We start from the raw sequence: 24469 nt of genomic DNA, 5'->3' as shown, positions 1-24469 counted from the left end.
TCCTCCACTGCACCGAACAGGTCGTTGGTGAAAGCAACCTCCTCCGGGCCATGCTGCTTCGGCTTCACGATGTAGATGGAGCCGGTACGGGAGTTGCGGTGCGCGTTCTCCTTGTTCAGGCCCTCGATCGCAGCCGCGGAGGTGATGACGGCATCCATGATGCCCTCGAAGATCTCCTCACCATTGGCATCCAGGATCGCCGGGTTCTGCATCAGGTGGCCAACGTTACGGACGAACAGCAGGGAACGGCCCTGCAGGCGCAGCTCGGAGCCGTCCTTGGCGGTGTAGTAGCGGTCCTCGTTGAGGGTACGGGAGAAGGTCTTGCCGTTCTTCTCAACTTCCTCGGAGAGGTCGCCGACGTTCAGGCCGAGCCAGTTGCGGTAGCCCAGGGTCTTGTCGGTGGCGTCGACGGCTGCGACGGAGTCCTCGAAGTCCATGATCGTGGTGATGGCGGACTCCATAAGGATGTCCTTCACGCCGGCCTTGTCGGTCTTGCCGATCGGGGATTCCGGATCGATCTGGATCTCGAAGTACAGGCCGTTGTTGCGGACCAGGATGCCGGACGGGTTGGACTCCTCGCCGGCGTAGCCTGCGTAGACCTCCGGGTTGCGCAGGTTGACCTGCTCGCCGTCGATCTCACCGGTGATCTGACCGGAGGTCACGGCGTAGGCGGTGACGTCCTTGTGGGAGCCGGACTCCAGTGGGATGACGCGGTCCAGGAACTCACGACCCCACTCGATGACCTTGTCGCCGCGAACCTTGTTGTAGCCGCTGCCCTTTTCCTGGCCATTCTCCTCAGAGATGGCATCGGTGCCGTAGAGGGCGTCGTACAGGGAGCCCCAGCGAGCGTTCGCCGCGTTCAGAGCGAAGCGGGCGTTGAGGATCGGGACGACCAGCTGCGGACCGGCGGTCTCTGCGATCTCGCTATCAATGTTCTGGGTCGCGATCTCGAACTCGCCCGGCTCGTCAACCAGGTAGCCGATCTCGCGGAGGAAGGCCTCATATTCCTTCGGATCCTGAGCACCCTTGTGGTCGGTGTACCACTGGTCGAGCTTGGCCTGCAGCTCATCGCGCTTGGCCAGCAGCTCCTTGTTGCGCGGGGTGAACTTCTCGACGATCTCGCCGAAGCCATCCCAGAACTTCTTCTGATTGTCCTCGCCGGACTTACCAGCCTTCGGAAGAACCTCGTTATTCACGAAGTCATAGAGAACCTTGGCGACCTGGAGGCCACCAGCGCTGACGCGTTCGGTCTGCTGAGTCTGGGCCATATTCGACTCCTTTATGTTGCGGTTTCCCATGTGTATTACCCCTCCCACATTAGGTGACCTCGATCACGAAAGAGGCAAACCGGCCGACGAGCGAACAGCGACTACCCCCGTTCGCTGGCGAAAAGCAAAAATTTTCGTTGAACAATATCCCGAGTTACCCCCGGATGAAAGAGCTCAACGCCCAGCATCACCCCTGCACGAGAGACAAATCACACCACAACGGGAAAAATCTGAACAGATAGAACTTTGCAAACTTTGCAAAAAGGGCGAGTACCCCCACACAATTCACTCGCCCGCAACCCGTTGACGTGCAGGAACGCTTTGGTAGAGTGGCCTGTGACACACAAGGTCGAGCCCTTCAACCAGGTTTTACACCGGGATCACCGGCCCGACTTGAGCGTCGTACGGCCTCAGAGGTTCGTACTGTTAGGCACAATTCTCCACCAACAAAGGGAGTGACATCACATGTCGACTGTCGGAACTCCACGTACCGCAGCTGAAATCCAGAAGGACTGGGACGAGAACCCGCGCTGGGCACAGGTCAAGCGTGACTACACCGCTGAGCAGGTTGCAGAGCTCCAGGGCAACGTCCTCGAGGAGCACACCCTCGCACGCCGCGGCGCTGAGATCCTCTGGGAGGCCGTCAACAAGGGCGACGACTCCTACATCAACGCTCTGGGCGCACTGACCGGTAACCAGGCTGTCCAGCAGGTCCGCGCTGGTCTGAAGGCTGTCTACCTCTCCGGTTGGCAGGTCGCAGGTGACGCCAACCTCTCTGGCCACACCTACCCGGACCAGTCCCTGTACCCGGCAAACTCCGTGCCGACCGTTGTTCAGCGCATCAACAACGCTCTGATGCGTGCCGACGAGATCGCTCGCGTCGAGGGCGACGACTCCGTCGAGAACTGGCTCGTCCCGATCGTCGCTGACGGTGAGGCCGGCTTCGGTGGCGCTCTGAACGTCTACGAGCTGCAGAAGGCCATGATCAAGGCTGGCGCCGCTGGCTCCCACTGGGAGGACCAGCTCGCTTCCGAGAAGAAGTGTGGCCACCTGGGCGGCAAGGTCCTGATCCCGACCCAGCAGCACGTTCGTACCCTGAACGCTGCTCGTCTGGCAGCTGACGTTGCTAACACCCCGACCCTGGTCGTCGCACGTACCGACGCCGAGGCTGCAACCCTGCTGACCTCCGACGTCGATGACCGCGACAAGCCGTTCCTGACCGGCGGCCGTACCGCTGAGGGCTTCTACAACGTCCAGAACGGCATCGAGCCATGCATCGCTCGTGCGAAGGCATACGCTCCGTACGCTGACCTCATCTGGATGGAGACCGGCACCCCGGACCTCGAGCTGGCTAAGAAGTTCGCCGAGGCAGTCCGCGAGGAGCACCCAGACCAGCTGCTGGCCTACAACTGCTCCCCGTCCTTCAACTGGTCCGCACACCTCGAGGCAGACGAGATCGCCAAGTTCCAGAACGAGCTGGGCGCAATGGGCTTCAAGTTCCAGTTCATCACCCTGGCTGGCTTCCACGCCCTGAACTACTCCATGTTCGACCTGGCTTACGGCTACGCTCGCGAGCAGATGACCGCATTCGTCGACCTGCAGAACCGCGAGTTCAAGGCTGCCGAGGAGCGCGGCTTCACCGCCGTCAAGCACCAGCGCGAGGTCGGTGCAGGCTACTTCGACGCCATCGCAACCACCGTCGACCCGAACTCCTCCACCACCGCCCTGAAGGGCTCCACCGAGGAGGGCCAGTTCTAATCACGGAACTGTCCGCCTAGCGCACCGGCCACCACACACCACAACAACGGCCGCGCGCTAGCACCACCCAGCCGGGTGGGAACCACATCACTGTGGCTTCCCACCCGGCTTCGTGTTTTCCGCTAACCTCCGCCATTACGAAGCCCAAACACCCAGCTCGAGCACGAAGGGAAGCCATGAGCCCCGCCGAACGCCCATTCCTCGACAAGACCCACCCCGAGACCTATAAGGCACTCGCCGGCGTGACCCGCCACGTCCGCCGCGCGGAACGCGCCGCTGGCCTCAGCCGCGCACTCACCGAGCTGGTCAACGTGCGCGTCTCCCAGCTCAACGGCTGCCCCGCCTGCCTGAGCGTGCACGTCCCCGCCGCCCGGCGCGCGGGCGTATCCGAGCTCAAACTCGACCTCCTGCCCAGCTGGCAGGACGCCGAGATCTACACCGAGGAAGAACGCATCGCCCTCGAGCTCGCCGAGGCGTTGACCATCGGCCGCAGCACCACCGGAACAATCAGCGGCCCGGAGCTGGTGGACATCCAGAACCGGGCGCTACGCACCCTGGATGAGGAGAAGTTCACCGCCCTGGAGTGGGCGATCATCACGATCAACGCCTTCAACCGCGTCTCCATCGCCAGCGGTCACCCGCCCCACGAGGCCAACTACTCCTAAGCTCGGCCCCTTCACACAACGGCGCACTGCCCGTACGACAACAATGGGCGCCCCACCCGGGGCGCCCATCACTGTTTCGCTGCTAGCTACAGCGCACGATCGGCTGCGGATCGTAGACCGTGGTCTGCGTCTCGCGCTTGATCTCCTTGCCGCGCAGGTCCTTGATCACGCGGGTGTCCGTGACCGTGAAGCCTGGCGCACCACCCGATGGGATGCACTTATCGCCCTTGCCCTTGCGGACCTCCGGCTTCGTGGGGTTGGTGCGGGATCCCGCGATGGACTCCACCTCAACCTGCTTCACGCCGCGCATCCGCACGGTCACGCTATCCGAGCCTGCCGAGGCCTCGATCAGCACCGGGGTATCGAATGGGTTCTTGAACTGCAGATCGATCGCGCCCTCGAAGACCGTGGCCTCACGGCCGGCCGGGTAGCGGGAGATGTAGTAGGAGTGCGGCGTGTGGGCCACGTCCTCCATGCCCGCAAAGTAGGAGGCGTTGTACAGCGTGGTGGCGAACTGGGAGATGCCGCCACCCACGGCCTCGCCTGCCTGACCGTCGATGATGATGCCGGACTCCACGAAGCCCTGTTCCTTGCCACGCGGCCCGGTGTGGCCGTTCAGGCTGAAGGTCTCTCCCGGCAGGACGATAGCCCCGTCGACCATCTCCGCGACGCGGCGGATGTTCACGCCGGAGGAGGCGCTGAATCCGTGGGTCGTGAAGCTGCTGACCACGTCGTCGAAGTGGGCCTTCTCGGCTTCCTCGGTCGTGTACTCGGCCTTCTTGTCTTCGTAGAAGACCTTGTGCTCGCGGTGCTTTACATCCAGCACCTTCTTGCCCAGGTCTCCCAGGGTCTTGTCCCACTCGATCTCCACGCCGTCCTGGTGCGGGATGACCTCAATGTCGCGGCCCTTGAAATTGAAGCCCGCGTTGCGAAACTCCACCTCGGTCTCCGCGAGCTGCGGCTGCAGGATCTTCTTCGCCGCCTCAGTGGAGTACACCGGCTCGAAGGTGCCCGTGCCCGGCTTCTTGCCCGGCTTCTCGTTGAAGCTGACGACATGCGCCATATCTTCCGGGCGTAGGGTGCCGTCCACGTGGTCCCGTCCCTTGAAGACGACGTCGCCGCTGGTGGCCGGCTTGATGACCTTCTCCACCATCTCTTCCGCCGCGGACTTCGGGATATTGGACTTCACGACGTCCGCGTCGACGTGCACGGTGCGGTCCTTGTTCAGCCAGTGTTCCCGGACCCGCGCGTCGACCAGGTCTCGGTTGACGGTCTGTCCCGGCTTATCGGCGACGACCTTCGGCTTGCCCTTCTCCGTGATGGAGACGTGCGCGTTCTCTGGCTCGCGGGTGAGCTCATCGGTCACGCGGCGCAGCGTCGTCGCGAGGGGTCCCTCGTGGAACTGGGAGACGATGCCGACCTCGCGGGTCTGGAAGAAGCTGCGGATGCGGGTGATCGGGTTCAGCGGCTGCTGCCCCGCTTGATCGACGGTCTTGGACCAGTCGACCTGCAGGCCGGAGTCGCGCGGGTCGACGATGCTGGACATGTTGCCCGCGTTAACGGTCACCGGCTGGCGCACGACGTCGCCGAGGTTATTGACGAGGCGCTGTTCCGCCTGGTCCTTCGGCAGCCCGCCGATGTCCACCCCGCCCACGGTCACGCCGCGGGGCACCTTGCCCTCACTCATGGCGTAGTCCACTCCGTAGAGGACCCCGCCGAGGCCGAGGAGAATAAGGAGTCCCCAGGCGAACAGGGGCCAGCGGCGGCGCTTGTGGCGCGGCTTTATAGTCTTCTTTTTCGCAGCTGCCGCCATGACGGCGTACCTTCCTAGTTCGATTCCTTAATAGGCAGGGTGCGGCTCCATCTAGCGTGTGAAGATGCCCGCACCCAGCAATAAGGCACAGTCTATAGGCCGACCAGCGTTTCTAGGAACTTTCTCAGGTCTTTAACTTCCGCACTATCGCTGGGTTTTCAGGCTATCCACGGCCTGGGTTTTCCGTTTCTTGCGCAGGAGGGGTGAGCCGTTCGGCGCTGCGCTGGGCTTGTTCGGGTGCGATCTCCCCGCGTCGGATCGCCTCGGTCACCGCGTTAATGAGTTCGGTCAGGTCGAATTCGCCGGCCGCTGTCAGCCCCTGATCCGCGCCCGCAGAAAGGGCCGCGACAACCGCTTCTGCACCTGGGTAGTGGTCGGTGACCGCGCGCATCCCGGTGAGGTCGTCGGTATAGACGACCCCCTGGTAGCCGCCGAAGCCCTCCCAGCCCTTGCGGAGCAACCCATAGGTGGCTGGGCTGACTGAGGCCGGCTCGTCGGGGTTCAGCCCCGGCGCCTGGACGTGCCCCATCATCACCTCGACCCCCGGAATCTCCAGCAGCTCAGCGAAGGGCTTCAGGTCAGCCTGCTTGAGCTGCTCCACCGGCGGAACGAAGACCTCACCGGTGTGGGAATCCCCGTTGGCGTGGCCATGACCTGGGAAGTGCTTGAGCACCGGGGTGATACCGGCGTCCAGGAGGCCTTCCACGTAGGCGCGGGCATAGCGGGCCACGACCTGCGGGTCGGAGCCGAAGGAACGCGAGCCGATCGCGTTGTCCTCGATGTTCTCGCCGCCAGCCAGGTCGATGGAGGGGGCGAAGTCCACGGTGAATCCCAGCTCGGCCATCTTCCGGCCGTGCTCCGCCATCATGTCCCGCACCTGCTCAGGGGTCATGGTTCGAGCCATGTCCCGGGGCGCGGGCAGGGTGCCGATCAGCTCGGCGAGCCGCTGAACCATCCCGCCCTCCTCGTCGACGGATACCCGCAGCGGTTCCCCCGCCCGGCGCTGCAGCGCGGCGATGCTCCGCTCGGGATCGCCCTGCCCATTGAGCATGCTGAAGTCCGACCCCGTCCCGAAGAAGAGGTGCCGCACCCCGGCGTCCACGGCCGCCCGCGCGCTCTCGAAGTCCGTCACCCCGACCGCGAGGAGTTTCGGCGCGAGCTCCTCGGCCGGCACCTGCGGTGCCGGCGGCGTGGTCTCTGAGGCGCTGGCCGGGGACGTCGTCGTCATAGAAGAAGACGGGGCGGAAGAGGAAGCGGGATCCTCGTCCCCAGCAGAACAGCCGGCAGCCAGGCTGAGACCGGTGACCAGGGCAGCAGCGGCGGCGGGACGCGCCGTCCCACTGCGGAAACGGGGAAGAAGGGAAAGACGGGAAGTCATCATTCCAACGTACTAACCTGGGGAGAAGAGCAACAAGTGTTGGCATGAAGCCGGCAACCCGAAACGAGGAAGGCCTACCGTGACTGATCCCGCCCAGACCGCCCAGGATGCATCCACCCCCTCCCCGCAGCCAGAGGCGCAGGAAGGCAGCACCGGCAGCCTGAAGGGCGATACCGTCCTCATTGCCTACGACGGCAGCGAGCAAGCTAAGGCGGCCATCGATTACGCCGGGCGCTTCCTGTCCGCGAATAACGCCTACATCCTCACCGTGTGGGAGCCTATCCACCGCCAGGCCGCCCGTGCCGCGGGTATGAGCGGGATGATGCAGCACGATTGGTCGGTGGATTCGCCGGAGGAAAACGAGAACGAGGACCCCGCATATTCCGAGGCTGTGGCCACCTGCCGGGAAGGTGTGGAGTTTGCTCGCAAAAACGGCTTTGCCACCGAACCCTTTTTGGTAGAGTCTGAAACAGCCATCTGGAGCGCCATCGTCGACGCTGCAGAAGAGCTCGATGTAGACATCATCGTCACTGGTTCCCGGGCGCTGAGCGGGTGGAAGGCCATCCTTCAATCCAGCGTCTCCGACAGCATCGTGAAGAATGCTGGCCGGCCAGTGCTTATCGTCCCGACTGTCGAGGATGATTAAGGACTTGGGGTTCACCACTACATAAGTCCACAACACCCGATGCCACCCTCTCCGGCTGGAGAGGAACGGCACCACGACGACGCTTTAAGGATTCCCATGCCATTCGAGAACGACTCCGCACCACGCCGCACCGCCGGCCCGGCCATCGCCGCTATCGTTTCGGGCGCCATCCTCGGTGGCCTCGTCGCTTTTGGCGCTGGCGCTGCCGCCGATAACACGAGCCTGCCTTCCGCAGAGGCTGTCGCCGTCGACCAGGACAGCGCCTTCCTGGGTGCGGTGCAGTACGGCGGCCGCGTCGAGAGCTAGCTCAACGCTGCACGCTATCCGCTAGGTGAAGGCCCCCGTCCACTCGAGCATGCGCAGCCGCGCGTGGCTGTTGTGCGCCATCGGGTGGCTGGCCTTCGCCTTTCTCCAAGCCCCTGGGCTATCGGTCGCTGATACCAAGCTCGACCTGATTCAGAATCCCTGGGGCTTTCTTTCCCAAGCGCTCCAGCCGTGGACTGAGGTGTTTCCGCTGGGGCAGCTCCAGAACCAGGCCTACGGGTACCTCTTCCCGCACGGCCTGTTTTTTGCGCTCTTCTCCTGGTTGCCCGCCTGGGTTACCCAGCGCCTGTGGTGGGCACTCCTACTATTCCTGGCCTTCGCGGGGATGGTTCAGCTGTTGGAGAAGCTGCCGGTCGGGAACAACTTCTCCCGCATCCTGGCGGGCATGCTCTTCGCGCTCTCTCCCCGGGTGCTCACCACCTTGGGCGCAATTTCTTCCGAGGCCTGGGTGTGCGCGCTGGCACCGTGGGTGCTGCTGCCGCTCGTTGACGTGCTGCGGCCGCGAGCCGGGGCTGGCACCGCAGCTGATGCCGGTGCCAGCGACGATTCCACCGCGGATTCCACCGGCCGTGCCCTGAGCGCCGAGGACAAGGTGCTGCTGCGCCGGGCCGCGCTGCGCAGCGCGGTGGCGGCCCTGTGCATGGGCGCGGTCAACGCGGTGGCCACCGCCGTGGCGATCCTGCCGGCGGTGATCTTCTGGCTCGCCGCCTGGCTACGCCGCGACTCCCGCGGACAGGTGGCCTACTTCAGCCGCTGGTGGGTGCCCGCTGGGCTGGCGGTCTGCTTCTGGTGGGTCGGCCCGCTGCTGATCCTGGGCCGCTACTCCCCGCCTTTCACGGACTACATCGAGTCGAGTTCGCTGACCACCCGCTGGCTGAATCTGCTGGAGAACCTGCGGGGCACAACCAGCTGGGTTCCCTTTCTCTCCTCCGAGCGCGTAGCTGGCGCTGCCCTGGTCAGCGAGCCGGTATTCATCCTTGCCACCCTCGCGGTGGCGCTGCTCGGTTTGTGGGGGCTTGCCCGGCGCGATCTTCCAGCCGCCGGGGTGTGGCTGAGCATGCTGGGCGTGGGGCTGGCTGCGCTCGGGGTCGCGGTGGACCCCTTCTCCCTGCTTTCCGGCGGAGCGCGTTCCTTCCTCGACGGCGCTGGTGCCGCGCTGCGCAACCTGCACAAATTCGACGTCCTGGTGCGGCTGCCGCTGATGGTGGGCGTGGCCCACGCATTGGCCCACGTGCGGGTCCCCGGCCGAGACCGGGCGGGGATGCAGCAGTGGCGCCACCCGGAGAAGAACCCCCATGTGGTGAAGGTGTTCGCTGCCGTACTTCTGACTGTGCTGGCCACCGCCCCCGGCTGGTCCGGCCGGATCGCCCCAGCCGACGGTTTCCGTGGCGTGCCGCAGTACTGGCGGGCCGCCGCGGACTGGCTGAATGAGAACAGTACCCAGCCGGAAGACGGGCGCGTCATGCTGCTCCCGCAGGCGCGTTTTGGGCGCCAGACCTGGGGCAATACTCGCGACGAACCCGCCCAGCCACTGCTGGATGTGCCGTGGGTGGTGCGCGACTCCGTGCCGCTCGTGCAGCCGGATGCCATCCGCGGGCTGGACGGCATTCAGCGCGAGGTTCACTCCGGGCAACCCCTGCCCACCCTGGCTGCGACCCTGCGTTCCCAGGGCGTGGGCCACGTGCTGGTTCGCACTGATCTGACGGTGGCCGCGGATACCCCGGGGGCTCATTCGGTGCTGCGCACGCTGCGGCGTTCGGGTGGCTTCCGTGAGGTCGCGGCGTTCGGAGATGAGAAGGCTCCCGAGGTTCGCATCTTCGCCGTCACTCCCAAGCAGACTGGGGGCGACGCACCACAACCGGCCGGTGGGCTGCGGGAGATCGCTGCCGAACAGGTAGAGGTCATCCACGCGGGGCCCGAGGCCCTCCCCCGGCTGGATGCTGCCGACCGCGCCCTGGGCCGCACCGATACTCCGCGCGTTCGGGTCCTCCACCAGCAGCTCGCAGGAACCGGCATGGGCGCGGATGCCTTCGCCGAACGCGGCCCGCAGACCCTCACCGACACCCCCGCCCGGCGCGATCACAACTACGGCAACGTGACCAACGCGGATTCCGAGATCCGCGCTCCCAAGGACTCCACGCGGGTGCTTAACCCGGTGCGGGACTATCCGCTGACCAGTGTGGCAGAGGGCGCGAATCCAGCGAACCACGACGAGCACCCGCTGACTGAGGTGCGCACCACCGGCGGCGCAGTTCGGGCGAGCAGCACCGCGGCGGACCCTACGGGATTCGGTGGGGCAGATACTCGCCGTTCGCTCACCGCCGCGGTGGACGGCAACCCGGATACCGCGTGGTATCCCAGCCCGGGGCGCGCGATCGGCCAGTACCTGGAACTGGAGCTGGACAAGCCGCACCGGGGCCTCAGCGTCTCCCTGCTCACCCAGGGCGCGGATGCGCGCATCCATGCGGAGAGCTTCCGCAGCGATGCCGGGGATAGCCCGCTGGGCAGCACGACGGTGACGGTCAAGGCCGGCGAGGCCACGCGCATCGCGATCCCGGGTGGCAGGGGCGATCGGGTGCGCCTCCAGCTGCTGGGCAGCTTCTCGGACGTGGGCTTCTCGGAGGTCGAGGTCTTCGCCACGGACGGCGGCGGGGCGGCCCAGGATGTCACGCCCCGGCGGGTGCCCACCGTCCCGGCGCTGGACGGTTCTTCGGCGCGCTACCTCAACCGCTTCGTCTTCGGCCAGGAGGTCCCGGAGCACTCCATGGTGCGGGAGTTCACGGTGCCGGAGCACCTCGCGGGCCAGGAGCTGGTGCTCCACACCGCCGGCTGCGAGAATTCATCGTCGCGCGCGGAGTCTGCGGTCGTCACCGTCGACGGGGAGGATTACCGCTGCGGGGAGAAGTTCTCTCTTTCGGAAGGACGTCACCGCCTGGCCACGACGGCGCGCTGGGCCGCCCTCTCCGTGGCTGAACCGCTGTACGCGGAGGCGGTTTCCGAGGCTCCCGCGGCCGATGCTCTGCCGGTGGTCTCCCAGGACGGTGGCTCTGGCGGTGACGACCGCTTCCACCTGGGGTATTCCTCGGAGCAGCGGGTGGTGTTCCTACCTTCCAACGCCAACCCGGGTCGGGTGGCCACCCTGCACGTGGCGGACCCCGAGGGCTCCCGCGAGATTCGCCTGCACCCGATGGTGATCAACGGCTGGCAGCAGGGCTGGGTGGTTCCCGCAGGTGTGAGCGGCACGATCGCGCTCAGCTTCGCGGCCACCGGCTTTTACCAGGCCTGGCTGGCTGCGGGCCTGGTGTTGGCTCTCGCGGTCGTACTGGCCTGGGCGCTGGCGGAGCGGCGCGCTCGCCAGGTGGGCAGCCGGGCGGGCATCCCGGCAGCGGCAGCGGTTGGGGCGTCGGCACATTCGAGCGAGGTCACCGCGGCGGCCGACGAGGTATCCGCTGAGCCCGCCGACGAGGCCCAGGCTGAGGCTAGCGCCGCAGCCCACAGCGCCACCCCGCTCAACCGGGCCCAGCGCGGCGCGGCGCTGCTCGCCACCGTGGCCCTGGCGTTCCTGCTGGCCGGCATCCCGGGCCTGATGCTCGCGGTGGTGCTGGCCCTGCTGCAGCTAGTATTCGCCCGGCCTGGCATCCAGCGCTGGGCCGAGCAGCACCCCATCCTCCGGTCCCTGCCGACCGGGGGCGTGCTGCGCATCGTCGCCGGCTCGGGTGCGTTCCTGGCAGCCGTGTTCGCGGCGCAGGGCCCGTGGACCGGTCGCCACTACGCCGGGGACTCCTGGGTGCTTCAGCTGGCGCTGCTGGCGGTTGTGCTCGCCGTGTACTTCGCCCACATCTTGTTGATCCCCACCCGGGCGGGCTCCTCCACCAAGGCATAGCTCAACGCGGCGACCGGCACGGTCAGCACGAAGGTCGCGATCATCACGATCACCGTGTGGACGTGATTGCCACTAAACATCGGGACCCCCAGCAGCGGGAAGACCACCGAGAGGATCGCGATGTGCCAGAGGAAGATCGCATAGGACCAGCGCCCCAGCGCCTGCATCGGCGCGGACTCCAGGAATGCCGAGCGTGGCGCCAACGCATAGGGGGTAATCAGAGCGGCGGCGAAGACCGTGCCATAAATCGTGCGGCGCGCGAACTCAGCCGGGGTGGCCTGCACCAGCCCCTGCGGGCCATCCATGGCCGCGGCCACCAGCGCCGCCAGTGCGATCAGCCAGAACAGCGGCCGCAGCCGGTACAGTGCCGCCACCAACCGACGGCTGCGCTCCGGGGTGCCCAGCACCCAGGCCTCCGCCTCCGCGGAGAGAAACCCGATCGCGAACCAGGCCGCGAACGCCGGGGGCATCGTGTGCGGGTTCACCCGCCCCGGCTCCAGCTCCCCGGTGAAGGGCGGCAGGAAGGCCCAGTAGTAGCTGATGAGCCCGAGCGCGGCGATGACGAGCACCCGGCGCCAGCGGGGCTGTTTCCCAATCAGCAGGGCGATCAGCGGGAGCACGAGGTAGAAGGTCAGCTCGACGGACAGCGACCACAGGTGCGTCATGCCGCCGACCAGGCCGTCGGCGAAGTAGACCTGCGCCATGAGCAGGTTCTCCACGATCTGCTTGGCTGAGGGGTTATCGGCGACCGGCAGGAAGAGGAAGACGAAGAGCATCATCACCCAGGCGGCCGGCATGATGCGCCCCAGGCGCTTGACGTAGTAGCTGGCCACGCCCCGCCGGTTGCGGAATTGCACGTGCTGGCGGCGCCACAGCAGGAAGCCGGAGAGGGCGAAGAACACGGGCACGAAGAAGTCCGTGCGCGCCATGATCTGGTTGATCAGCGAGCCAGTGTCCGTGCCGGTCTGGAAGGCCACGTGCGTGATGATGATCCCCGAACACGCGATCGCGCGGAGCCCCTCCAGGGAGGGCAGGAAGGGGGTCTTGGGGTGAGCCGTCGTCGGCACTGAACCAATTCCCGACGGTGCCACGGTTCCCGAGGACGACGTCGTGGCGGTCCCGGAGGCTGCGTTGGACGACGTCGTGGACGGTGCGGACGGCCCCGTCTCTGAAGCGTTCTCCGACGCGGACGCAGAGCGCATACTCACCCTCCTCGGTGCAGTGATGGGCGCGCCAGTGGGTCACAACCACCGTGGCGGGCGGGTTCCTGGCCGTTCATTGTAGGCACCCGACGCGTACTTGAGGACTGAAGTCGGTGTATAGCAATAAAACCAGAGAATTTTTTGTTTCTTTCCCCTTACATACTTTCATTTTTGGCTAAAGTATGGCGAACACGTTGTTGTAAGAGGGATCTCTGGGCAGAGAGGCCTCAAGGACACTGAACGGAATTGCCATATGAGAAAAACCATCTCCCTAATCTCGATCGTTTTGGGAGCAGCTCTGCTGGTCTTCGCGATCGCCCTTCCGACCTACGTCGTCCCTAAGGGCAAGGTTCTGCCGCTGGACGTCGTGTCGACGACGAGCACCGAGCCGGTAGAGGCTCGCCTCCTCGACTCGGGAGCGCTGGCGAAGGGCAAGCCCGTGGGGGATAACAAGAACCGCCCGGAGTGCAAGGGGGACAACAAGGAAGTCTCGTGCTTCATCTGGAAGGACGTCGAAATCCAGACCCAGAAGTTCACCACCGCGCAGGAGCCGAGCGACAAGAAGCAGGTCACCCTGGAGGTTGGCCAAACCGTCTTCCGCACGGACAAGAGCGAGCCGGATAACCTGCTCTCCGCCACCATCGACCGCGTCACCCTGGACCGCAAGACTCAGATGCCGGTGACCGACCCGGTCTCCTCCCTCAACCTGGCTCCGCCGAAGGGCAAGGACGCGGAGGGCTACACCCCGCCGGAGTTCGTCCGTAAGGGCCTGCAGTACCAGTTCCCGATGGGCGCTGACCGGAAGTCCTACCCCTACTTCGACGCCCAGACCCTGACCACCAACCCGATCGACTTCGTCGACGAAGGCGAGCAGGGCGGCGAGAAGATCTACACCTTCGAGCAGACGATCGACCCGACCCCGCTGTACGACGCACAGAAGAAGTACCTCGAGTCCGACGGCTCCCTGACCGCCGCGGAGGAGGGCGTCCTCGCCTCGCTGAAGCTGACCTTCCCGGCGAAGGTCTGGGGCCTGAAGGACGACGAGATCCGTAACCCGAAGAAGGGTAAGGACAAGGACGAGGAGTCCGACGCTGGCCCGGACGTCGAGATGCAGCGCTACTACACCGTTAACCGCAAGATCAGCATCGAGCCGGAGACTGGCGTGATCGTCAACGGTGCCGAAGAGATCTGGATGTTCTACGCGCAGGACGAAGAGGAAGCCAAGGAGATCGCGAAGCCGGAGAACCGGGAGCGCGAGCTGGCCAACCCGAAGCGCACCGCAATGTACCTGCCGGCACAGTGGGACGAGAAGTCCAAGGAAGGCCAGATGGTGACCGCCAAGGAAGGCCTGAGCACCATCAAGACGATGGGGACCACGGTTCCGATCATCGCTGGCCTGCTGGGTCTGTTCCTGCTCTTCGTCGGCCTGTGGCTGCAGCGCGCACCGCGTAAGAGCTAGATCGCAATCTAGTCGCCTGACGTTTTAAGCCCGCTTTCCGTTTCTGCTTTCGCAGCAACGGGGCGGGCTTAAACTTCTATTGTGAGCTTTTCCATGAATTCGACGCCGACGCGGGGACTGGCCACAGGTGAGTCCGGCCAGTCCACCCCGCGCGTTCCGGCGTGGGGGCTGGGACTGTTCATCCTCACGGTCACCGCCAGCACGCTGTGGCCCTTCTGGTGGGGCCTCATCCCGTCCCGGGATCGGGCCTTCATGCTCCGCGACATGATGGTGCCCTTCAGCCTCACTACCAATGACCTAGTACTCGGCAAGGCGGACTATGCGCCGCGGGCGCTGCCGCAGGACGCGATCCTCGCGGTCTTCTCGCCCATCATCCCCTCGACCACGTTGGCGGCGGCTTTGGTGCTGATCGCGGCAGCCTGCGGAATCCTTGGCGCGGTGAAGATGGCCCGCGACATGGCGGGCGCCCACCGGGCCACCCAGCTGGTGTGCGGGCTGTTCGTGGTGTGGAACCCGTATGTCATCGAGCGGCTGCTGCAGGGTCAGTGGTCGCTAGCACTGGCGGTAATGCTGCTACCCGCGATCTCCTACTGTGCGGCGACAGGATTCCGGGGCCCCCAGGTGCTACTAATCAGCCTCGCTGGATTGACCCCGGCCGGGCTGGTGTTGGGCGCGCTCGTCGCCCTGGTCTTTAGCCCGACGGCGCGTTCCCGCGCCCTGGTGCTGCTCACCAGCCTCGCCCTGGCAAGCCCCTGGCTGCTGGTGACCCTGCTCAACGGCACGCCCTCTCGGTCTTCGGCCAGCAGCGCGGAGGCATTCGCGGTGGGCCCGGATGGCCCGCTGGGCACGGTGGTCTCGGTGCTGGGGCTGGGTGGTATCTGGAACGCCGGCGCGATCCCTCCCTCCCGGGGCCTGCTTGGCGCGCTGGCGGGGCTCGCGCTCTTCCTTTTCGCGGCGTGGGGCATCGCGGAGCTGTGGCGCGTGTACCGGGGCGTTGCGGTGCTCACCGCTGCGGCCTTCTCGGTCCCCCTGCTGCTCGCAACACCGGTTGGGCTGGCCCTGATGCGCTTTCTGGTGGCGCATGTCCCGGGGGCGGCACTATTCCGCGATACTCACAAGCTCGTGGGGCTGGCTTTGCCGGGCCTGATCCTGCTGCTGGCCGTAGGTCTGGAGCGGTTGCGACAGCGCGCGGTATCCACCAGCAAGGGGCTCTCCCCCGCCGGCGCCCGACTGATGGGCGGGGTCGCACCCCTAGCCGTCGGCACACTGGTCATCGCTACCGTGCCTGGTTATCCCGCGGACGTCGCCCCCACCGCCCCGCAGCGTATTTCGCCGGCATGGGCGAGCTTCGCGGAGACGATCTCTGGGGTGCCACGGACCAAGATTCTGCTCTTCCCTCCCGGCAATTACCGCCTGCGTGAGGACGGCGAACCGACCCTCACCCCGGCGTTGAAGATGCTGCCTGGTCAGCCGCTGGATCCGCAGTTCCTCATCGTGGATGGCAAGATCGTCGACGGCGATCGGGATACGATCCGGCTTATCAAAGACACGATGGCGGGCCGGGACACGCTGGCAGCCAGCGGTGTGGGCTGGGTGATCGCCGACCGGCCGCTGATGCGCGGCGACGAGAAATACCAACAGCTCGACGAGCTGCTGGAGGCGTATCCGATGGTCGACGAAGTCGAGGGCATGCAGCTCTACCGCATCCCGCAGCCGCACGGGGCTGGCAGCAAGCAGCCCTCCACGCCCGCGGTGGCGGGCATGGTCTTGTACTGGATCACCCAGCTGGGCGCGCTGGGCGCGGGCTTATGGTCACTGGGCCGGGCGTGGCGAGACGGGCGCCGGCGCGCCCTGGCCGCCGAGATCTCCAGCTAGTGCTGCCCTTCGGCCTTCCGGGGCTTCGCCACCTGCTGCAGCAGCTCCTCCCAGGCCCGGCCGGTGTTTTCCCAGGAGTACTGGGCTGCCCGCCGCTCGGCGGCCTGCCCCATGCGCCGGCAGAGGGCGGGGTCGTCCAGCAAGTGTTCGACGGCGTTGATCAGCCCGCCCGGGGAGGTGGCCAGCAGGCCGGTTTCCTCGTCGACGATGGAGTCCCGCAGACCTGCGGAAGATTCGTAACCCACGGTGGGCACCCCGTGCTGGGCTGCCTCGATCACCGCGAGCCCCCAGCCTTCCTTGCGGGAGGGCATGACGTGGATGCTGGCGCGCTGCAGGATGCGGTGCTTGAGTTCCTCGCTGACGTAGCCGTGGAAGACCACCTTGCCGTCTACCCCCAGCTCCTGGGCGTATCGGCGCAGGTTCTCCGACCACCAGCCATCGCCAATGACGTCTAGGCGCAGGTTGGGGTGGCTCCGCTGCAGGGCGGCGAGGCAGTCGAGGGCGTGCTCGATCTGCTTGTGCGGCACCAGTCGGGATAGCGCGACCAGGTAGACGGGCTTGTCCTCCCCCTCCTGGGCGCTGTGCCCGCGCGCGGCCTCGGGCACCGGTTCGATGCCATTGCGGATGATCGTGAAATTTTCGGCCGGCACGCCCAGCTTGGCGAATTCTTCTGCCGAGGGTTGCGAGACCGTGACCCAGCGGTTGCGGCGGTGGATCAGCGGGGAGATCTTGGATTCCACGAGCCAGCCGATCCGGGAGAGCACCGGGCCTGCGACGGACCACTGCTCGCGGTGGCAGTGGTGGGTGAGCACCACGGTGGGGGCGCCGGCGACGAGGGAGGCGAAGAAGGGCACACCGTTTTGGGTATCGACGACCACGTCCGGGGTTCCCATCTTGCCGATCGCGCCGACCCGCAGGCCGAGCCGGGCCGCCAGCAGCGCCAGCAGCGCGCGGGGGTAGACGCTCAAGTTTCCCCCGGCGCGGGAGAACTTCAGCCAGTATCCGCCGCGCTGGACGTGCTCGGTTTTCTTCGCTCCCGGGTAGTAAGCGGTGCGGTAAATCACCTCGTGACCTTGGGAGGCGAGGTACTGCCCCACCTGTTCGAGGTAGCGCTCCGAACCACCGCCCTCCGGGTGGTTGGTGTCGCGCCAGCACAGCAAAATTACTTTCAGGGAACGACTCATTGTGCATCACACCCTACCCGGATTCACCCCCAAGCACTTCTGGTTATGTCACAATTCCTTCCATGACTTCCGTGCACCCCGCCCGGCGATTCTTCCGCCGCGTCAGCACTACCCTCACCGCCCCCGCGGGCAATTCCGCCCTGCGCTTTTGGCGCCCGAAAGCCAGCCTGCGGCGCGCGGTGGGCCTGCTTTCGGACTTCCGCTACGAGCAGACTCGTCCCGACATCTTCTACGGCCACCTCGCCGAGGACACGGTGGGGCTCATCGAGGCCCTGTGGCGCGGCGCGACGGGACGGGAGCTCGCTGGCTCCAAGATTTTGGACGTCGGTGGCGGGCCTGGTTACTTCGGTGTCGCCTTCGGCGGCGCGGGCGCGGAGTACGTCACCTGCGAACCGGACGTGGGCGAGATGGCGGCCGCGGGCATCACCCTGGCCTCCTCGGTGCGGGGCTCCGGGATGGAGCTGCCGTTTATCGACGAGGCCTTCGACATCACCTATTCCTCCAATGTCGCCGAGCACGTGCCGGAGCCCTGGGTGATGGCCGACGAGATGCTGCGCGTCACGAAACCGGGCGGGGTGATGATCTACAGCTACACGGTGTGGCTCGGCCCCTTCGGTGGGCACGAGACCGGGTTGTGGGAGCACTACGTGGGTGGGGAGTTCGCGGCACAGCGTTATGAGAAGAAGATGGGTAAGCCGCCGAAGAATCGCTGGGGCGAGTCGCTGTTCAACGTCTCCGCGGCCGATGGCCTGCGATACGGGCAACGCATTGCCGCCGCAGGCGGCGCGGAGTTGGTAGCGGCGTTCCCGCGCTATCACCCCTGGTGGGCATGGTGGATGGTGCGGGTTCCGCTGCTGCGGGAGTTCGCGGTATCCAACCTGGTTCTGGTGTTCCGGAAGTCCTAAGTGGCAGCACCCCGGGGAGGCGGGAACTGACGTCCTAAAAAGAAGAGAATAAAAGTACAACTATCGGCTCGAAATAGATTAGAGTGATGCAGGACACATTTCTCGAACGATAGGAACCAAAGGACTGTCATGACGAGTAACTCTGGCGCCCCTGAGGCCTTCATCTACGACGCCGTCCGGACGCCCCGCGGAAAGGGCAAGCCCGGCGGATCCCTGCACACCGTCAAGCCGGTCAGCCTGCTCAGCGGGCTGATCGAGGCCATCCTGGAGCGCAACCCGGGCCTGGACCCGGCGCGCATCAACGATGTCATCGCGGGCTGCGTGACCCCCGTCGGCGACCAGGGCATGGACATCGCCCGCACCGCGGCCCTCAACGCCGGCCTGCCGTACTCCGCGACCGGACTGCAGATCAACCGCTACTGCGCATCCGGCCTGACCGCCCTCAACCTCGCCGCGCAGAAGGTGCGTTCCGGCTGGGATGAGCTCGTCTTCGCTGGTGGCGTGGAGTCCATGTCCCGCGTGCCGATGGGTTCCGATGGTGGCGCCCTCGCCCTCGACCCGGAGTCCAACTTCTACAACGACTTCATCCCGCAGGGCATCTCCGCGGACATCATCGCCAGCCTCGACGGAATGACCCGCGAGGACCTCGACGCCTTCGCCGCCCGCTCCCACGAGCGCGCCGCCAAGGCCTGGGAGGAGGGCCGCTTCGACCGCACCGTCGTCCCGGTCAAGGACCAGAACGGCCAGGTGCTGCTGGACCGCGACGAGACCATCCGTCAGGGCACCACCGTGGAGTCCCTCTCCGGCCTGCGTCCGGCCTTCGCCATGATCGGCGACCAGGGTGGCTTCGACGCCGTCGCACAGACGAAGTACCCGCAGCTCGAGCGCATCAACCACCTGCACCACGCTGGTAACTCCTCCGGCATCGTTGACGGCGCAGCCCTGCTGGCCATCGGCTCCGAGAAGGCCGGTCAGGAGATGGACCTCGAGCCACGCGCTCGCGTCGTCTCCGTCGCCACCACCGGCGTGGAGCCGACCATCATGCTCACCGCACCGGCACCGGCCTCCCGCGCTGCGCTGGCCAAGGCTGGTCTGAAGCCGGAGGACATCGACGTCTGGGAGATCAACGAGGCATTCTCCTCCGTCGTCCTGCGCGCGCAGCGCGAGCTGAACATCCCGGATGAGAAGCTCAACATCAGCGGTGGTGCGATCGCCATGGGCCACCCGCTGGGCGCGACCGGCGCGATCATCACCGGTAACGCGGTCGACGAGCTGCACCGCACCGGCGGCCGCTACGCGCTGATCACCCTGTGCGTCGCAGCCGGCATGGGCGTGGCCACCATCATCGAGCGCGTCTAAGCGATCGACACCCGACAGTTCAAGCACTGCAGCCGCTTTAAGCACTGAAGCCACTCAGCGCTGAAGAGCACTGCCTCACTGCAAGATTCGAATACAGGAGAATCAATGAGCAACAACATGTTCGCGTGGGATGTCGACGCCGATGGCATCCTCACCCTGACGATGGATGACCCGAACGCTCCGGTCAACACCATGAACACCACCTTCCAGGACGACCTCACCGCCACCGTGGCGAAGGTCAAGGAGGCCGTCGAGGCCGGCGAGGTCAAGGGTGTTGTGATCGCTTCCGCGAAGAAGACCTTCTTCGCCGGCGGCGATATCAAGGCCATGATCCAGGCCACCCCGGCGGATGCCGCCGAGCTGACCCAGCAGATCGACCAGATGAAGGCCGACCTGCGTGCCCTGGAGACCCTGGGCGTGCCGGTCGCAGCAGCCATCAACGGCACCGCGCTCGGCGGAGGCCTCGAGCTGGCTCTGGCCACCCACCACCGCGTGGCCTCCGACGCCAAGGGCCTGAAGGTCGGCCTGCCAGAGGTCACCCTCGGCCTGCTGCCGGGTGGTGGCGGCGTGACCCGCGTGACCCGCATGCTGGGCCTGCAGGACGCACTGATGAAGGTCCTGACCACCGGCCGCCAGTTCCGCGCCGAGGACGCACTGAAGACCGGCCTGATCGACGAGGTCGTGCCGGCCGATCAGCTGCTCGACGCCGCGAAGAAGTGGGTCAAGGAAAACCCGGATGCGAAGCAGCCGTGGGACACCGAGGGCTACAAGGTCCCGGGTGGCACCCCGACCAACCCGAAGCTGGCCGCGTTCCTGCCGTCCTTCCCGGCCAACGTCACCAAGCAGATCAAGGGCGCGCCGATGCCGGCGCCGAAGGCGATCCTCGCCGCAGCCGTCGAGGGTCTGCAGCTGAAGAACATCGAGGAGGCCACCCGCGTCGAGACCCGCTACTTCGTGGAGCTCGTCACCGGTTCCACCTCGAAGAACATGATGCAGGCCTTCTTCTTCGACCTGCAGTACTGCAACGGTGGTGGCTCCCGCCCGAAGGACGTGCCGCGTAAGCAGTTCAAGAAGCTGGGCATGGTCGGCGCCGGGATGATGGGTGCCGCCATCGCCTACGTCGCCGCGAAGGCCGGCATGGAGGTCGTCCTCAAGGACATCAAGCTGGAGGCAGCGGAGAAGGGCAAGGCCTACTCCGAGGGCCTGGAGGCCAAGGCGCTGAAGCGCGGCAAGACCACCGAAGAGAAGTCGAAGGCCCTGCTGGACCGGATCACCCCGTCCGTGGACTACGCCGACCTCTCCGACTGCGACATCGTCATCGAGGCGGTCTTCGAGAACACCGAGCTCAAGCACAAGGTCTGGGCAGAGATCGAGGCAGCGGTGCCGGAGGACTGCGTCCTGGGCTCCAACACCTCCACCCTGCCGATCACCGAGCTGGCTACCGGCGTGAAGCGCCCGAAGGACTTCATCGGTATCCACTTCTTCTCCCCGGTCGACAAGATGCCGCTGGTGGAGATCATCAAGGGCGAGGAGACCTCCGACGAGACCCTGGCTGCGGCCCTGGACTTCACCGGCCAGATCCGCAAGACCCCGATCGTCGTCAACGACTCCCGTGGCTTCTACACCTCCCGCGTCATCAGCTTCTTCCTCAACGAGGCGATGCGCATGCTGGCCGAGGGCATCGACCCGGCCGTCATCGAGGCAGCTGGCCGCCAGGCTGGTTACCCGGCACCGCCGCTGCAGCTGCAGGATGAGCTGAACCTGAAGCTGGCCCGCAAGATCGGCGCCGAGACGAAGGCCGCGCAGGAGGCCGCCGGCATCTCCGTGGACGACGGTGGCGTCACCGAGATCGTCGACAAGATGCTGGACGTCTACGACCGCCCGGGCAAGCTCGAGGGCAAGGGCTTCTACGAGTACAACGAGGAGGGCCGCCGCACGGGTCTGTGGCGCGGCCTGTGGGACGAGCTGGGCGGCGGGTCCGTCACCGTCCCGGACGCCGAGTCCGCGACCGCCGGCCACGGCCTGGAGTCCATCTCCGCCGAGGGCCCGGTGCTGGTCGACCTGGTGGAGCGCATGCTCTTCGCCGAGGCTCTGGAGACCCAGAAGTGCATCGACGAGGGCGTGCTGATGTCCGACGCGGACGCCAACATCGGCTCCATCATGGGCATCGGCTTCCCGGCCTGGACCGGCGGTACCCGCCAGTACATCAAGAACTACGCTCGCCCGGCCGCCGCTGCGCTGCCGGAGGGCAAGAAGGCTGATGTGGACGGCGGGGATTACCCGACCACCGGCGTGGCTGGCTTCGTCGCCCGCGCCGAGGAGCTGGCCGCGAAGTACGGCGAGCGCTTCACCCCGCTGGACTCCCTGAAGAGCTAGCAGGTGGGTGCGGGGAGCTCTTCAGGACTTCCCGCGACCAGCCCTCTGGTACTCCTCTGGTACTACCAGGGCACGGCTAAAGCCCCGGCCCTGTCACTGAGAATGATTCAGTGGCAGGGCCGGGGCTTCGTTGTGCTTGGCTCCGGTTGGGCTGGTGCCGGTTGAGTTGATTCCGGTTGGGCTGGTGCGGGGCGGCGGAGAGCTGCCGCCCGCCTTATCCCTAACGTCGGGCGCTAGCGCTGAGCTCTGCTAGCTCCAGCACCGTGAGTTCTAGCGGCCGCGACGGGTCAGGGCCACCAGGGCCACGGCCAGCACCACGAGCACGCCCGCGCCGATCAGGAACCAATTGATGGAGCTATCCTCCTCAGCGGCCGCCTGCTCGGTCTCCTTCGGCTCCTCGGCCTTCTCGCTCTCCTCGATCTCCGTGTCATTGGAGACCTTCTCGAAGCTCGGGCCGGGGATCTTCTCCCCCACCAGCTCGGTGGTGAGCTCGTAGGTGGCGGTGGCGTTCTTCTCCTTGCTGATGTCGCGGTTAGCACCAGCTTTGAGGCTCTTGTTCAGGAAAATGACGATGTACTGCTCGCCGTCCAGCCAGGCCTTCTGGGATTCGACGTCACTCGGTTGTTCCTTCCCGTCACCCACCATGTTGCGGTAGTTCACGCGCACGGGGTTACCGAAGGCCTTGGAATCACCCTCCCGGACGTGCACGCTCTCCGCGATCGCTGCCTTCTGGCGGGCGGAGTTGAGGACGTTGATGTCCAGCTGCTTGATCTCTGCGTAGTGGTCCCTCGGTGGCTCGCTGGTGACCTTGATTCCGCCGCGGAGCTGCTGGCCGTAGTCGGTCTTGATCTTGTAGACGTGAGCCTCGCCCGGGACGATGTCCGCGCTGACGGTTTCCTTGGCGTCCGGGTTCAGCTCGGTGGCGTTGTCGAACCATGCGCCTGGTGTCACCTTGCGGGGCTTGCCGGCAGCGCTCGGCTCCTTGCGGTTCTCGACCTTATCCACCGCGAAGGGTTCCGGAACCTCAGAGAGGTCCTCGTTCGGCAGGCGCTTAATCGAGACCTCAGCCGGGATCTCCTTGCCCTTATAAGGGCCACTTTTGCGCACCACCTTGAAGCGGAAGTCCCCGGCGGGGCAGTCCTCGCCGGCCTGCTGTGTGGTCCACGAAGCGAAGAAAGGGCCGTTGGAGTCAATGATTCCGACATCGTTGTCGTTAGCGAGGTAGCACAGAGGCTCGTCGACCTCGACCTTGACCGAGAAGTTCTTACCGAAGCCGATCTCGCTGCCCTGGGACGGCGGCGGCATCGTAGCCACACCGATCGCGAGGCGCTCGCCCTCTGCAATGGGGGTGCTGAAGTACTCGGCGCCGTCCTCGTCATTCTTCGCGCCGCCGGACTTTTCACGCAGCGGGGTGGAGAAGAGCTCGACGTCTTCCGGGACCTCGGTGGCGGACGCGGCGTCGTCCCTGCCCTTAATTTCCGGGGCGTTGGACTCCGCGGTCTGGGCGGTGCGGGTCGCCAGAACCTTCATGGACTCGGCGAGGGACTCGGAGTCCTTAGCGTCCAGGTACTCGCCGCCACCGGCCTCGGCGATGCACTGCAGCTCCTTGCGGGCAGCTGGGTCGACCAGGAAGCCGACGGTGTTGATGGTCAGGTCGATGCCCTGCTTGTGCAGGTCCTTTGCGACATCGCAGACCGGTGGCGGGGCGCAGGTGTCCTCGCCGTCGGAGACCAGAACGATGGAGCGCTCGCCCTCGTTGGGCAACTCCTTGGCGGCCTGCTTCAGGGCCGGGCCCATGGGAGTGTGGCCGGAGGCGTTGACCTTGTCCACCTCGCCCGGGATCTTGCCCGCGTTGCCCTTGCCCACGGGCAGCAAGGTGGTGACGTCCTTACAGCCGGCCTCCCGCTCCTCCGGGGAATTGCCTACCTTGGTGCCATAGACCATGAACCCCAGCTCGGAGTCCTTGGAGACAGAGCGGGAGAAGTTCTTGGACGCCTCCTTCGCCGCGTCCAGGCGGGTCTGGCCGTCCGCGTCACGGGCCATCATGGAGCCGGATGCGTCGAGGATCAGCATGGTCGGCGGAATGTCTTTGGCTTCCGCCGCGGCCTGGGGGTGCCCGAAGGGGACAACGACCCCGGCTAGAGACAGCAACAGCGCGATGGCGACGGCCATCGCGCTGCGGTGCTTCATGTTGCTACGCAGGTTCACGCTGCTGTGCAGTGTGGCGCTGCTGCGTGCCCGGCCAGCATGGCCGGGGTTACGCTCGGGGCGGGTCGTTGCTGCGGGGGCCAGGCTGGCTTCCCGTGGCGTTGCGTGCTGGTGTCTCGCTCGCATGTGGTTGCTTCCTTCCCTTACTTTGGTTTCCAAAGTTAGC

Annotated in this window: 16 protein-coding genes; 10 read left to right on the top strand and 6 right to left on the bottom strand. The window is 66.0% G+C overall.

Annotated features, from left to right (window positions below; genetic code table 11):
- Positions 1 to 1268: malate synthase G (locus QP140_RS04835; RefSeq protein WP_284758502.1), on the bottom strand; the 1268-nt coding region annotated here is incomplete at its 3' end.
- Positions 1269 to 1733: 465 nt separating this feature from the next.
- Here QP140_RS04835 and aceA point away from each other — a divergent pair.
- Both aceA and QP140_RS04825 read left to right on the top strand, forming a co-directional pair.
- Positions 1734 to 3026 (top strand): isocitrate lyase, encoded by a 1293-nt coding sequence (aceA, locus tag QP140_RS04830; RefSeq protein WP_148791782.1) that lies wholly within the window; start codon positions 1734 to 1736, stop codon positions 3024 to 3026.
- 176 nt (positions 3027 to 3202) lie between these two features.
- A complete protein-coding gene (locus QP140_RS04825; protein ID WP_284758500.1) occupies positions 3203 to 3691 on the top strand; it encodes a carboxymuconolactone decarboxylase family protein in 489 nt (162 codons plus the stop codon).
- An 82-nt stretch (positions 3692 to 3773) separates the two neighbouring features.
- Here QP140_RS04825 and QP140_RS04820 read toward each other — a convergent pair whose 3' ends face one another.
- Together QP140_RS04820 and QP140_RS04815 are read right to left on the bottom strand one after the other, a co-directional pair.
- Positions 3774 to 5504, bottom strand: a complete 1731-nt coding sequence (locus QP140_RS04820) for a VanW family protein (RefSeq protein WP_070761186.1) — start codon at positions 5502 to 5504, stop codon at positions 3774 to 3776.
- Between the two features lie 163 nt (positions 5505 to 5667).
- On the bottom strand, positions 5668 to 6885 hold the full coding sequence (locus QP140_RS04815) for a glycoside hydrolase family 3 N-terminal domain-containing protein (RefSeq protein ID WP_284758499.1): 1218 nt from the start codon (positions 6883 to 6885) through the stop codon (positions 5668 to 5670).
- Positions 6886 to 6961: 76 nt separating this feature from the next.
- Between QP140_RS04815 and QP140_RS04810 the strand changes: the two genes are divergently transcribed.
- From QP140_RS04810 to QP140_RS04800, 3 genes are all read left to right on the top strand, one after another.
- On the top strand, positions 6962 to 7528 hold the full coding sequence (locus QP140_RS04810; RefSeq protein WP_284758497.1) for a universal stress protein: 567 nt from the start codon (positions 6962 to 6964) through the stop codon (positions 7526 to 7528).
- Positions 7529 to 7624: 96 nt separating this feature from the next.
- Complete coding sequence (locus tag QP140_RS04805) at positions 7625 to 7834, top strand: DUF2613 domain-containing protein (protein WP_012359452.1); 210 nt, start codon at positions 7625 to 7627, stop codon at positions 7832 to 7834.
- Positions 7835 to 7883: 49 nt separating this feature from the next.
- On the top strand, positions 7884 to 11735 hold the full coding sequence (locus tag QP140_RS04800; protein ID WP_284758495.1) for a DUF3367 domain-containing protein: 3852 nt from the start codon (positions 7884 to 7886) through the stop codon (positions 11733 to 11735).
- On the opposite strand, the gene QP140_RS04795 is transcribed toward QP140_RS04800, so the two are convergent.
- Positions 11645 to 12937, bottom strand: coding sequence for an acyltransferase family protein (locus QP140_RS04795; protein ID WP_284758493.1), 1293 nt, complete (start codon positions 12935 to 12937; stop codon positions 11645 to 11647). The two genes, QP140_RS04800 and QP140_RS04795, sit on opposite strands and share 91 nt — an antisense overlap.
- A gap of 253 nt (positions 12938 to 13190) precedes the next feature.
- Between QP140_RS04795 and QP140_RS04790 the strand changes: the two genes are divergently transcribed.
- Positions 13191 to 14396, top strand: a complete 1206-nt coding sequence (locus QP140_RS04790) for a DUF3068 domain-containing protein (RefSeq protein WP_284758492.1) — start codon at positions 13191 to 13193, stop codon at positions 14394 to 14396.
- Between the two features lie 81 nt (positions 14397 to 14477).
- Positions 14478 to 16271, top strand: a complete 1794-nt coding sequence (locus QP140_RS04785) for a hypothetical protein (RefSeq protein ID WP_284758491.1) — start codon at positions 14478 to 14480, stop codon at positions 16269 to 16271.
- Here QP140_RS04785 and QP140_RS04780 read toward each other — a convergent pair.
- Positions 16268 to 17455: a glycosyltransferase family 4 protein gene (locus tag QP140_RS04780; protein ID WP_284758490.1), complete on the bottom strand. Its 1188-nt coding sequence runs from the start codon at positions 17453 to 17455 to the stop codon at positions 16268 to 16270. The genes QP140_RS04785 and QP140_RS04780 overlap by 4 nt on opposite strands.
- On the opposite strand from QP140_RS04780, the gene QP140_RS04775 reads away from it, so the two are divergent.
- The 3 genes from QP140_RS04775 to QP140_RS04765 all read left to right on the top strand — a co-directional run bounded on the left by QP140_RS04775 (position 17455) and on the right by QP140_RS04765 (position 22095).
- Positions 17455 to 18360: a class I SAM-dependent methyltransferase gene (locus tag QP140_RS04775; RefSeq protein WP_284758488.1), complete on the top strand. Its 906-nt coding sequence runs from the start codon at positions 17455 to 17457 to the stop codon at positions 18358 to 18360. The genes QP140_RS04780 and QP140_RS04775 overlap by 1 nt on opposite strands.
- 129 nt (positions 18361 to 18489) lie before the next feature.
- On the top strand, positions 18490 to 19719 hold the full coding sequence (locus QP140_RS04770) for an acetyl-CoA C-acetyltransferase (RefSeq protein ID WP_284758485.1): 1230 nt from the start codon (positions 18490 to 18492) through the stop codon (positions 19717 to 19719).
- A gap of 105 nt (positions 19720 to 19824) precedes the next feature.
- On the top strand, positions 19825 to 22095 hold the full coding sequence (locus tag QP140_RS04765; RefSeq protein WP_284758484.1) for a 3-hydroxyacyl-CoA dehydrogenase NAD-binding domain-containing protein: 2271 nt from the start codon (positions 19825 to 19827) through the stop codon (positions 22093 to 22095).
- Between the two features lie 270 nt (positions 22096 to 22365).
- Here the strand turns inward: QP140_RS04765 and QP140_RS04760 are convergent, their stop codons facing one another.
- On the bottom strand, positions 22366 to 24429 hold the full coding sequence (locus tag QP140_RS04760) for a vWA domain-containing protein (protein WP_284758483.1): 2064 nt from the start codon (positions 24427 to 24429) through the stop codon (positions 22366 to 22368).
- Positions 24430 to 24469 lie beyond the last annotated feature (40 nt).

The organism is Corynebacterium sp. UMB9976 (assembly GCF_030212265.1).
Taxonomy (GTDB): domain Bacteria; phylum Actinomycetota; class Actinomycetes; order Mycobacteriales; family Mycobacteriaceae; genus Corynebacterium.
The sequence above is the reverse complement of the archived record's forward strand: the minus strand, read 5'-3'. Positions and strand labels throughout refer to the sequence as shown.

What these genes read in the sequence shown, in the direction of transcription:
- QP140_RS04770 (WP_284758485.1), top strand. Translation starts at nt 18,490, where the DNA reads ATGACGAGTAACTCTGGCGCCCCTGAGGCCTTCATCTACGACGCCGTC.
- QP140_RS04780 (WP_284758490.1), bottom strand. Translation starts at nt 17,455, where the DNA reads ATGAGTCGTTCCCTGAAAGTAATTTTGCTGTGCTGGCGCGACACCAAC.
- QP140_RS04820 (WP_070761186.1), bottom strand. Translation starts at nt 5,504, where the DNA reads ATGGCGGCAGCTGCGAAAAAGAAGACTATAAAGCCGCGCCACAAGCGC.
- QP140_RS04790 (WP_284758492.1), top strand. Translation starts at nt 13,191, where the DNA reads ATGAGAAAAACCATCTCCCTAATCTCGATCGTTTTGGGAGCAGCTCTG.
- QP140_RS04760 (WP_284758483.1), bottom strand. Translation starts at nt 24,429, where the DNA reads ATGCGAGCGAGACACCAGCACGCAACGCCACGGGAAGCCAGCCTGGCC.
- QP140_RS04815 (WP_284758499.1), bottom strand. Translation starts at nt 6,885, where the DNA reads ATGATGACTTCCCGTCTTTCCCTTCTTCCCCGTTTCCGCAGTGGGACG.
- aceA (WP_148791782.1), top strand. Translation starts at nt 1,734, where the DNA reads ATGTCGACTGTCGGAACTCCACGTACCGCAGCTGAAATCCAGAAGGAC.
- QP140_RS04805 (WP_012359452.1), top strand. Translation starts at nt 7,625, where the DNA reads ATGCCATTCGAGAACGACTCCGCACCACGCCGCACCGCCGGCCCGGCC.
- QP140_RS04795 (WP_284758493.1), bottom strand. Translation starts at nt 12,937, where the DNA reads ATGCGCTCTGCGTCCGCGTCGGAGAACGCTTCAGAGACGGGGCCGTCC.
- QP140_RS04765 (WP_284758484.1), top strand. Translation starts at nt 19,825, where the DNA reads ATGAGCAACAACATGTTCGCGTGGGATGTCGACGCCGATGGCATCCTC.
- QP140_RS04800 (WP_284758495.1), top strand. Translation starts at nt 7,884, where the DNA reads ATGCGCAGCCGCGCGTGGCTGTTGTGCGCCATCGGGTGGCTGGCCTTC.
- QP140_RS04825 (WP_284758500.1), top strand. Translation starts at nt 3,203, where the DNA reads ATGAGCCCCGCCGAACGCCCATTCCTCGACAAGACCCACCCCGAGACC.